Consider the following 9,260-nt stretch of genomic DNA (forward strand, 5'->3'; position numbering starts at 1 on the left):
CTGCCCGGCCAGCCCGAGGCGCGCCATGACCCGACTGCCGATCGACGATGCCATTCCTGCGCTGCTTTCGGCCGTGAAGCGCGAAAGACAGGCGGTGCTGATGGCCCCGCCCGGCGCGGGCAAGACGACGCGCGTGCCGCTGGCGATGCTCGATCATGTCGCGGGCCGGATCGTCATGCTTGAGCCGCGCCGCCTGGCCGCGCGTGCTGCGGCGCAGCGCATGGCCGCGACGCTGGGCGAAAGGGTCGGCGAAACGGTGGGCTTTCGCATCCGGGGCGAGGCGAAGGTCTCGAAGACGACCCGGATCGAGGTCGTGACCGAGGGCATCCTGACCCGGATGGTGCAGTCCGACCCCGAGCTTTCGGGCGTGGGCGCGGTGATCTTCGACGAATTCCACGAACGCTCGCTCAACGCCGATCTCGGCCTCGCGCTGTGTCTCGAAATCCGCGGCGCGCTGCGCGAGGATCTGGTGCTGGTGGCGATGTCGGCCACGCTCGACGCGCAGCCCGTCGCCGATCTGATGGGCGCGCCCGTCGTGGTCTCCGAGGGGCGCAGCTTTCCGGTCGAGACCCGCTGGCTCGACCGCCCCCTGCCCGCCCGCGCCCGGCTCGAAGCCGAGGTGGCGGATCTGGTCGGGCGCGCGGCGCGCGAGACCGAAGGCTCGATCCTTGTCTTCCTGCCCGGCGAGGGCGAGATCCGGCGCGTGCAGGGGATGCTGGAGGGGCGGCTCGGTTGCCCGGTGCTGCCGCTTTACGGCGCGCTGCCGCCCGCGCGGCAGGCCGAGGCGCTGGAGCCGGGCGAGGGCCGCCGCGTGGTGCTGGCCACCGCCATCGCCGAGACCTCGCTCACCATCCCCGACATCCGCGTCGTCGTCGATGCCGGCCGCGCCCGGCGCGCCCGCTTCGACCCCGGATCGGGCATGTCGCGGCTGGTCACCGAAAAGGTCACCCGCGCCGAGGCCGCGCAGCGGGCGGGGCGCGCCGGCCGGGTGGCGCCGGGCGTGGCCTACCGGCTCTGGACCCGCGGCGAGGAAGGCGCGCTCGCGGCCTTTCCCGACCCCGAGATCGCCAGCGCCGACCTCGCGCCACTGGCGCTGGAGCTGGCGCAATGGGGCGCGCAGGATCTGCCCTTTCTCACCCCGCCGCCCGGCCCCGCGCTCTTCGAGGCGCAGGCGCTCCTGCGCGATCTGGGCGCGCTCGATGCGGGCGGCGCGATCACCGCGCATGGCCGCCGCCTCGCGGCACTGCCCTTGCATCCGCGTCTGGGGCACATGCTGGAACGGGCTGGCGCGCAGGCCGCGCCGCTCGCTGCGCTGATGGGCGAGCGCGATCCGCTGCGCGGCGCGGGCTGCGATCTGGCCCTGCGCCTCGCCGCGATATCCGGGCGGCGCGACCTGCCCGCCGCGCCCGACATGGGCGCGCTGGGCCGCATCCGCGACGAGGCCAGGCGCCTGTCGCGCGGCCGCGGGCAAGGCCCCGAAATGTCGCCCGGCGCGATGGCGGCGCTGGCCTATCCCGACCGGATCGGGCTGAGGCGGCCCGGCGACGATCCGCGCTGGCTGCTTTCGGGCGGGCGCGGCGCGGCGATGGCGGCGAATGATGCGCTCGCGGGCGCGCGGCTGATCGTGGCGACGGACCTGTCGGACGACGTGCCCGAGGCGAAGATCCGCATGGCGGCGCGGATCGAGGAGGCCGAGCTGCGCGAGATCTTCGCGGAGCGGATCGAGGAGGTCGCGCTTTGCGACTGGTCCAAGCGCGAGAACAGGGTCGTGGCGCGCCTGCAGGAGCGGCTCGGCGCGATAGCCCTGTCGGACCGGATCTGGCGCGACGCGCCCGAGGAGACGGTCGCGCGCGCCATGCTGACCGGCGTGCGCCAGCTCGGCCTGCGCCCCTCGCCCGCCGCCGAACGGTTTCGCGCGCGGGTGATGCTGGTGCGCGCGGGCGGCGCGGATCTGCCCGACATGTCGGACGCGGCGCTGATGGAGACGCTGGAAGACTGGCTCCTGCCCTTTCTCGGCAATGTCCGCAGCGCCGGCGACTGGAAGGGGTTCGACCTCCTGGGCCCGTGGAAGGCGATGCTCGACTGGGGCCAGTCCCAGACGCTCGACCGCGAGGCGCCGCCGGGCTTCACCACACCGCTGGGGCGGCAGGTGCCGATCGACTATGGCGGTGCGGTGCCCGAGGTTTCGCTCCGGCTGCAGGAGGTGTTCGGCGTGACGCGGCACCCGAGCGTGGGCGGCACGCCGCTGAAGATGACGCTGCTGTCGCCCGCGGGCCGCCCGGTGCAGGTCACCGACGATCTGCCCGGCTTCTGGGCCAGCTCCTACGCCGATGTGCGCCGCGACATGCGCGGCCGCTACCCGCGCCACCCCTGGCCGGAGGACCCGACCGAGGCCGCGCCGACGCTGCGCGCCAAGCCGCGCGGGCGCTGAGACCGGCGCGCGGCGCAGGCCCGCCTTCCCGGATCAAAGATCGAGGGCGTAATGCACGAGCGTCAGCGGCGCGCCATGCAGCTCGGCCTGCGCGGGCGTCTCGCCCGTGGGCGCGAAGCCATTGGCCTTCAGCACCTTGATCGAGGCGACATGGCCTTCGGGTACCTTCGCCATGAGCCGATCGAGACCGATCTCGCGCGCCACGTGGATCGCCACGCCCAGCGCGGCGCTGGCAAGGCCCCGCCCCGCATGGGCGGGGCCGATGCGGTAGCCCACCTCCGCCATTCGCCCCGCGGGCCCATCCGCGATGCCGGTCAGGTTCACCCGGCCCATGATCGTCCCGTCCATGGCGCGCACGAGGAAGAAGCGGGCGCGGTCGGCGTCGGGCCCCTCCAGCATCTCGCGCAGGATCTCGCGCAGCGTGTCGGGTTCGAAATGGCTCGGCGGGCGCGGCGGCACCTGCCGCTCGAACCAGTCGCGGCCGGCAAGCTCGAAGGCCGAGAGCGCCTCGGCGTCCCCGACCTCGAGCGGCACCAGCCGGAAGGGGGGCGTCACGCGCCGAGACACCAGCGCATCACCGCCTTTTGCGCGTGCAGCCGGTTCTCCGCCTCGTCGAAGATCACCGAAGCCGGGCCGTCCATCACCTCGCTCGTCGCCTCGTCGTCGCGATGCGCGGGCAGGCAGTGCATGAAGAGCGCGTCGGGCTTGGCCCGTCCCATCAGATCGGCATTGACCTGGTAGCCGCGCAGCTGGTTGTGCCGCCGCTCGCGCGCCGAGGCCGGATCATGCATGGAGACCCATGTGTCGGTGACCACGAGATCGGCGCCCTCGACCGCGGCCATCGGGTCGCGGATGATCTCGATATTGGCGCCCGCCGCGCGCGCGGCCTCCATGATCTCGGGCTCGGGGTCGAGCGGCTTGGGGCCGGTGAATACGAGATCGAAGCCGAATTGCGCGCTGGCATGGGCAAAGCTCGCGAAGACGTTGTTGCCGTCGCCCGACCAGACGACCTTGCGGCCCTTGATCGGCCCGCGATGCTCCTCGAAGGTCATGATGTCGGCCATGATCTGGCAGGGATGGGTGCGGTTGGTCAGGCCGTTGATCACCGGCACGGTGGCGTTCTCGGCCATTTCGATCAGCGTCTGCTCCTCGAAGGTGCGGATCATGATCAGATCGACATAGCGCGACAGCACGCGGGCGGTGTCGGCGATGGTCTCGCCATGGCCAAGCTGCATGTCGGCGCCCGACAGCACCATGGTCTGCGCCCCCATCTGCCGCGCGCCGACGTCGAAGCTGACGCGGGTCCGGGTCGAAGGCTTTTCGAAGATCAGCGCGACCATGCGCCCCTCGAGCGGCGTCTCGTCGTCGCACATGCCCTTGGGGCGGCCCTTGCGCGCGTCCTTCATGGCGCGGGCGTGGTCGATCATCTGGCGCAGATCATCCGTGGGCGTGGGCAGGATGTCGAGGAAGTGCTTCATGTCTCTCTTTCGGGTCGAAGGGCCGGGCGCGGCGCCCCGGCGGATATGGGAAGGGTGAGGTCAGTCGGCCCCCAGCGTCATCAGCCGGATCGGGTCTCCGTCCTCGCAGGGCAGGATGGCGTCGCCCGCAAAACCGGCGCGCAGATAGGCGGCGATGGCGCGGGCATTGTCGGGCGCGGGATCGACCGCCACCAGCGGCGCGCCCGCGGCGATGAGCTGCAACGCCCTCTCGCGCAGGAAGGCCGCGCCGTGGCCGCGCCCCAGATAGGCGGGATCGCCGAGAAAGGCATCCATGCCGCGCGCGCCCTTGGGCAGATGCGCGTAATGCGGCATGTCGTAGAAATGCGCCTCGTAATCCTGCACATAGGCGAAGGGATGGCCCTCATGCTCGACGATGCGCATGTCGGTGCCGGTGTTGCCCTCGGCCCAGTCGCGGGTGATCTCGGCCCATTCGCTCGCGGCATCGCCCCACCAGCCGTCGATATGCGGCTCCGCCAGCCAGCGGTCGAACAGCCGCCGGTCGGAGGCGACCAGCGGCCTGAAGCGGTACCTACCCGGCATCGGAGCCGATCCGTGCCGCCGCCCGGTCGAGCCGGGAGAGCGCCTCGTCGATCTCGGCCTCGGTGATGTTCAAAGGCGGCAGCAGGCGCACCACGTTGTCGGCGGCGGGCACGGTGAGCACCTCCTCGGCATAGCCCGCCTGCACCACCTCGCCCGCCGCGGCCTTGCATTTCAGCCCGAGCATCAGACCTGCGCCGCGCACGCTCTCGAACGCTTGCGGATGCGTCGCCACCAGCCCTTCGAGCCCCTGCCGCAGCCGCCCGGCGCGCGCCCGCACGCCTTCGAGGAAGCCCTCATCGGACACGATCTCCATCACCTTCGCGCCGACGGCGCAGGCCAGCGGGTTGCCGCCATAGGTCGAGCCATGCGTGCCCGCCGTCATCGGCGCGGCGGCGGCCTCGGTGGCCAGCACCGCGCCCAGGGGGAAACCGCCGCCGATGCCCTTTGCGACCATCATGATGTCGGGGGTCACGCCCGCCCATTCATGCGCAAAGAGCTTGCCGGTCCGGCCCATGCCGCATTGCACCTCGTCGAAGATCAAGAGCGTGCCGGTCTCGTCGCAGATGTCGCGCAGCCCCTTCAGGCACTGGTCGGGCACGGGCCGGATGCCGCCCTCGCCCTGCACCGGCTCGATCAGGACCGCGCCGACATCCGGCTGGGCCATGGCCGCGCGCAGGCCATCGTGATCGCCCCAGCCGAGCTGGGTGAAGCCCCCCAGCAGCGGGCCGAAGCCCTTGGTCATCTTCTCGGTGCCGACGGCGGCGATCGCGGCGGAGGAGCGGCCATGAAAGGCGCCCTCGAAGGTCAGGATGCGGCTGCGCTCGGGCTGGCCCCGATCGTGCCAGTATTTGCGCGCCATCTTCACGGCGAGCTCCATCGCCTCGGTGCCCGAATTGGTGAAGAAGCAGCTGTCGGCGAAGGTGCTCTCGACCAGCGCATCGGCGAGCTTCTGCTGCGCCGGGATCTGGTAGAGGTTCGAGACGTGCCACAGCGCATTGGCCTGCGTGGTCAGCGCATCGACGAGGTCGGGATTGGCATGGCCCAGCGCGTTGACCGCGATGCCCGCGCCGAGATCGAGAAATCGGCGCCCGTCCCCGGTCTGCAGCCAGACGCCCTCGCCCTTCACGAAGGACAGCGGCGCGCGGTTGTAGGTCGGCAGGATCGAGGGGATCATGGCAATGGTCCTGTGATAGGCCCCGTTGGTGCCGCAGCGGCAGGGGCGAGTCAATTGTCGTGGGGGAAAGAAGACGCGAAGGAGCCGCGCCGCGAAGCGATGAAGAGCTTCAGCGTCGGCGTCGGGAGGCGGCGAAGGCGGCGGTCTGCGTCATGCGCGCGACGTTAGGCGCAAAAACGACGGAACGTAAGGGGGAAAACGCCCGTCGCCGCGCCGCGCCGTGCTAGCCTGCGGGCAGGACGAGGGAGGGACGGCATGCAGGACGATCTTGCGATCCGCGCGCGCGGGCTGCGGCGCAGCTTCGGCGATCTGAGGGCCGTGGACGGCATCGACCTCGACGTGCCGCGCGGCATGATTTTCGCCATCCTCGGCCCCAACGGCGCGGGCAAGACCACGCTTCTACGCATCCTCGCCACGCTCACCCGCGCCGATGCGGGCGAGGCGCGGGTGATGGGCCACGATCTTGCCGCCCATCCAGAGCGGGTGCGCGCCGCCATCGCCATGACCGGGCAGTTCGCCTCGCTCGACGAGGATCTGACCGGGCGCGAGAATCTCGTGATGCTGTCGCGGCTGTGGGGCTTTGGCTGGCGCGCGGCGCGCGGGCGGGCCGACGAGCTGCTCGCGGCCTTCGACCTCTCGGAGGCCGCGAAGAAGCAGGTCAAGGACTACTCGGGCGGGATGCGCCGCAGGCTCGACATCGCCGCCTCGCTGATCGTCAGCCCCGGCGTGCTGTTTCTCGACGAACCGACCACGGGGCTCGACCCTTCGGCCCGCGCCGGGGTCTGGCGGCTCATCCGCGGGCTGGCGGCCGAGGGCGTCACCATCCTGCTCACCACCCAGTATCTCGAAGAGGCCGACCAGCTCGCGGGCCGCATCGCGGTGATCGATCATGGCCGCAAGATCGCCGAGGGCACCAGCCGCGAGCTCAAGGCGCAGACCGGCTCGGGCGTGCTGCATGTCACCCCGCTCGATCCGGGCAACCGCGAGATCGCGCTGGGCCTTCTGGGCGAGACGGCGCAGGCCGATCCCGAGGGCGGGCGCATTTCGGTGCCGGTGGCCGACGACGCGGAGGCCGCCGCGCATCTGGCGCGGCTGGCTCAGGCGCATATCCGGCTGGCGGAGTTCTCGCTCGGCGCGCCGAGCCTCGACGAGGTGTTCTTCGCCCTGACGGGAAGGGAGGCGGCATGAGCATCCCCCTGCCCCGCGGCCCGCGCCCCGCCGCGCCCTCGCCCGCCTCGACGGCGCTGACCTTCGCCTGGCGCGCGGTGCTGAAATTCCGCCACGTGCCCGAGCAGCTGTTCGATCTGGTGATGACGCCGATCATGTTCACGCTGCTTTTCACCTTCATCTTCGGCGGCGCGCTGGCAGGCTCGTCGACCGCCTATCTGCAATGGTTCATCCCCGGCATCCTCGTGCAGACCACGGTGTTCAACACGGTCTATTCCGGCATGGGTCTTTCGACCGACCTCTCCAAGGGGCTGTTCGACCGCTTCCGCTCCCTGCCGATCTGGTCGCTGGCACCCTTTGCCGGGCTGATGGTGGGCGACATGCTGCGCCACAGCATCGCGGGGGCGATCATCCTCGGGATCGGGCTGGCGCTCGGCTACAGCCCCGAGGCGGGGCTTTCGGGCATTCTCGCCTCCTTCGCCCTGCTCCTGGCGATCGGCTTCGGCTGGGGCTGGATCTTCATCGTGCTGGGCCTCGTGGTGCGCACGCCGATGACGGTGATGACGCTGGGCTTCGCGGTGCTGTTTCCGGTCACCTTCGCCTCGAACATCATGGTCGATCCGGCGACCATGCCGGGCTGGCTGCAGGCCTTCGTCGCGGTCAACCCGGTCTCGCTGATGACCACCGCGCTCAGGGCGCTGATGGCGGGGACGGCGACTTTGCGCGAGATCGGGCTGGCGCTTCTGGGGCCTGCGGTGCTGACGCTGCTGCTCGCGCCGCTGACGCTCGTGCTTTATCGCCGCAGGTAGCGCCGCCAGCGCAGCCGCCCCTCGCCCCCGGGCGGCACGGGGGTGAAGAGGTTGCGCTCCAGCACCCGGATCGAGCCCGCATTGCCGGGATCGGTCTCGGCCAGAAGCGCGCTCAGCCCCTCCCGGGCCGCGCGTTCGACGAAGCAGCCCACCGCCGCGCCCGCAAGCCCGCGCCCGCGCTGCCCCGGCGAGATGGCATAGCCGAACTCGGCCTGCCCCTCGGCATCGGTGGGTTTGGGCATCACGAAGCCGACCATGAGATCGCCCTCGACGATCAGGCAGGCGCCCCAGCCCTGCCGCGCGCGCAGCGTGCCGCAATGCCGCGCGATCAGCATCGCCACCGGCGCCGTCATCAGCCCCGCCTCGGGCAGCAACAGCCCCTGCGGCGGCAGCCCGACCGCCAGCCGCTCGAAATCGGCGGGCACGGCGTCGCGCAGAAGGCTCATGGCTTGAGCCTGTAGCCCTTTTCGAGCCAGCCCCAGGCGAGGCCCAGCACCACCACGCAGGAGACGAGCGCGACCGCGAGGCCGAGCACCGGCGAGCTGTCGGAGACGCCGATCATGCCGAAGCGCGCGCCGTCGATCAGGTAGAAGAACGGGTTGGCGTGGCTCATGGTCTGCATGAAGCCCGGCAGCGCGTCGATCGAGTAGAAGGTGCCCGAGAGGAAGGCGAGCGGGGTCACGAGAAAGTTGGTGATCGCGGCGAGCTGGTCGAATTTCTGCGCATAGATCCCGGCGATCAGCCCGAGCGAGCCCATGAAGACCGAGCCCAGCACCCAGAAGGCCAGCGCCCAGAAGGGATGCGCGATCTCGACGCCGAGAAACAGCCAGACGCCGATCGCGATCACCACCGCGACGATCAGCCCGCGCGCCACCGCCCCCGCGACATAGCCCGCCAGCACCTCGGCCGAGGACAAGGGCGCCATCAGCGTGTCGACGATGTTGCCCTGCACCTTGGCCGAGGCCAGAGAGGAGGAGGTATTGGCGAAGGCCTGCTGGATCACGGTCATCATCAGCAGGCCCGGCGCTAGGAAATGCAGGAACTCCACCCCCATCACGTCGCCGCGGCGCGGGCCGATGGCGATGGTGAAGATGAGCAGGAACAGCGCCGCGTTGATCAGGGGCGCCATCACCGTCTGCGCCCAGACATTGAGAAAGCGGCGGATCTCGCGGCTGGCGAGCGTCGCGGTGCCCAAGCTGTTGAAGCGGCCGAAGCGGCGGATGCCGTGGTCTGTGTCGATGCTCATGAAATGCGCCTCCTGAGCCCGGGGTTGTAGCGGTCATGCGCATGGTGGCAAGTGCGCGCCTCGGGGCGCGATCTGCGCCGCGAGGCGCGCGCCGGGTTGAACTGCCGCGCGGGGCTGTGTAAATCGGCACGTCGCAACTGAAACGGCGGGCCACCGCCCAACCGATCGGAGGCATTGCATGTCCTGGACCGACGAGCGCGTCGAGACGCTCAAGAGAATGTGGAACGAGGGCCAGTCGGCGAGCCAGATCGCCAAGGAACTCGGTGGCGTGACCCGCAACGCCGTGATCGGCAAGGTGCATCGCCTGGGCCTGTCGAACCGCACCGGCGTGGCGCCGCAGCCCGCCCCCGCCGCACCGGCGGCCCCCGCCGCGCCGCAGCCGGCGGCGCCCGCT

10 protein-coding genes are annotated in these 9,260 nt (G+C 71.1%); 4 read left to right on the plus strand and 6 right to left on the minus strand.

Annotation, left to right across the window (positions count from 1 at the left end; genetic code table 11):
• The first annotated feature begins 25 nt into the window (after positions 1 to 25).
• Complete coding sequence (gene hrpB / locus CJ301_RS16120) at positions 26 to 2,431, plus strand: ATP-dependent helicase HrpB (RefSeq protein WP_099278393.1); 2,406 nt, start codon at positions 26 to 28, stop codon at positions 2,429 to 2,431.
• 33 nt (positions 2,432 to 2,464) lie between these two features.
• On the opposite strand, the gene CJ301_RS16125 is transcribed toward hrpB, so the two are convergent.
• Genes CJ301_RS16125 through CJ301_RS16140 form a run of 4 tightly spaced genes read right to left on the minus strand, consistent with a single transcriptional unit; the run spans position 2,465 to position 5,644 of the window.
• Entirely contained in the window at positions 2,465 to 2,986 is a 522-nt protein-coding gene (locus CJ301_RS16125) for a GNAT family N-acetyltransferase (RefSeq protein ID WP_162620579.1), read from the minus strand.
• Complete coding sequence (argF, locus tag CJ301_RS16130; protein ID WP_099278395.1) at positions 2,983 to 3,909, minus strand: ornithine carbamoyltransferase; 927 nt, start codon at positions 3,907 to 3,909, stop codon at positions 2,983 to 2,985. Before argF ends, CJ301_RS16125 begins: the two co-directional genes overlap by 4 nt.
• 60 nt (positions 3,910 to 3,969) lie before the next feature.
• Positions 3,970 to 4,470, minus strand: a complete 501-nt coding sequence (locus CJ301_RS16135; protein WP_099278396.1) for a GNAT family N-acetyltransferase — start codon at positions 4,468 to 4,470, stop codon at positions 3,970 to 3,972.
• Positions 4,460 to 5,644, minus strand: coding sequence for an aspartate aminotransferase family protein (locus CJ301_RS16140; protein ID WP_099278397.1), 1,185 nt, complete (start codon positions 5,642 to 5,644; stop codon positions 4,460 to 4,462). The genes CJ301_RS16135 and CJ301_RS16140 overlap by 11 nt, the downstream gene beginning before the upstream one ends.
• 255 nt (positions 5,645 to 5,899) lie before the next feature.
• Here CJ301_RS16140 and CJ301_RS16145 point away from each other — a divergent pair, with 255 nt between their 5' ends.
• Positions 5,900 to 6,832, plus strand: a complete 933-nt coding sequence (locus CJ301_RS16145; RefSeq protein WP_099278398.1) for an ATP-binding cassette domain-containing protein — start codon at positions 5,900 to 5,902, stop codon at positions 6,830 to 6,832.
• Positions 6,829 to 7,620, plus strand: a complete 792-nt coding sequence (locus CJ301_RS16150) for an ABC transporter permease (RefSeq protein WP_099278399.1) — start codon at positions 6,829 to 6,831, stop codon at positions 7,618 to 7,620. Before CJ301_RS16145 ends, CJ301_RS16150 begins: the two co-directional genes overlap by 4 nt.
• Here CJ301_RS16150 and CJ301_RS16155 read toward each other — a convergent pair.
• Together CJ301_RS16155 and CJ301_RS16160 are read right to left on the minus strand one after the other, a co-directional pair.
• Positions 7,605 to 8,066 carry a GNAT family N-acetyltransferase gene (locus tag CJ301_RS16155; RefSeq protein WP_099278400.1) on the minus strand — a complete coding sequence of 154 codons (462 nt, stop codon included), beginning with the start codon at positions 8,064 to 8,066 and terminating at the stop codon, positions 7,605 to 7,607. The genes CJ301_RS16150 and CJ301_RS16155 overlap by 16 nt on opposite strands.
• Positions 8,063 to 8,866, minus strand: a complete 804-nt coding sequence (locus CJ301_RS16160; protein WP_099278401.1) for an ABC transporter permease — start codon at positions 8,864 to 8,866, stop codon at positions 8,063 to 8,065. Before CJ301_RS16160 ends, CJ301_RS16155 begins: the two co-directional genes overlap by 4 nt.
• A 178-nt stretch (positions 8,867 to 9,044) precedes the next feature.
• Between CJ301_RS16160 and CJ301_RS16165 the strand changes: the two genes are divergently transcribed.
• Positions 9,045 to 9,260 (plus strand): GcrA family cell cycle regulator (locus CJ301_RS16165; RefSeq protein WP_301553820.1); only part of this gene is annotated, 216 nt, incomplete at its 3' end.

This window comes from Limimaricola cinnabarinus (assembly GCF_002723615.1).
GTDB classification, from domain to species: Bacteria; Pseudomonadota; Alphaproteobacteria; order Rhodobacterales; family Rhodobacteraceae; genus Limimaricola; species Limimaricola cinnabarinus_B.

What these genes read in the sequence shown, in the direction of transcription:
- CJ301_RS16135 (WP_099278396.1), bottom strand. Translation starts at nt 4,470, where the DNA reads ATGCCGGGTAGGTACCGCTTCAGGCCGCTGGTCGCCTCCGACCGGCGG.
- argF (WP_099278395.1), bottom strand. Translation starts at nt 3,909, where the DNA reads ATGAAGCACTTCCTCGACATCCTGCCCACGCCCACGGATGATCTGCGC.
- hrpB (WP_099278393.1), top strand. Translation starts at nt 26, where the DNA reads ATGACCCGACTGCCGATCGACGATGCCATTCCTGCGCTGCTTTCGGCC.
- CJ301_RS16160 (WP_099278401.1), bottom strand. Translation starts at nt 8,866, where the DNA reads ATGAGCATCGACACAGACCACGGCATCCGCCGCTTCGGCCGCTTCAAC.
- CJ301_RS16155 (WP_099278400.1), bottom strand. Translation starts at nt 8,066, where the DNA reads ATGAGCCTTCTGCGCGACGCCGTGCCCGCCGATTTCGAGCGGCTGGCG.
- CJ301_RS16145 (WP_099278398.1), top strand. Translation starts at nt 5,900, where the DNA reads ATGCAGGACGATCTTGCGATCCGCGCGCGCGGGCTGCGGCGCAGCTTC.
- CJ301_RS16150 (WP_099278399.1), top strand. Translation starts at nt 6,829, where the DNA reads ATGAGCATCCCCCTGCCCCGCGGCCCGCGCCCCGCCGCGCCCTCGCCC.
- CJ301_RS16140 (WP_099278397.1), bottom strand. Translation starts at nt 5,644, where the DNA reads ATGATCCCCTCGATCCTGCCGACCTACAACCGCGCGCCGCTGTCCTTC.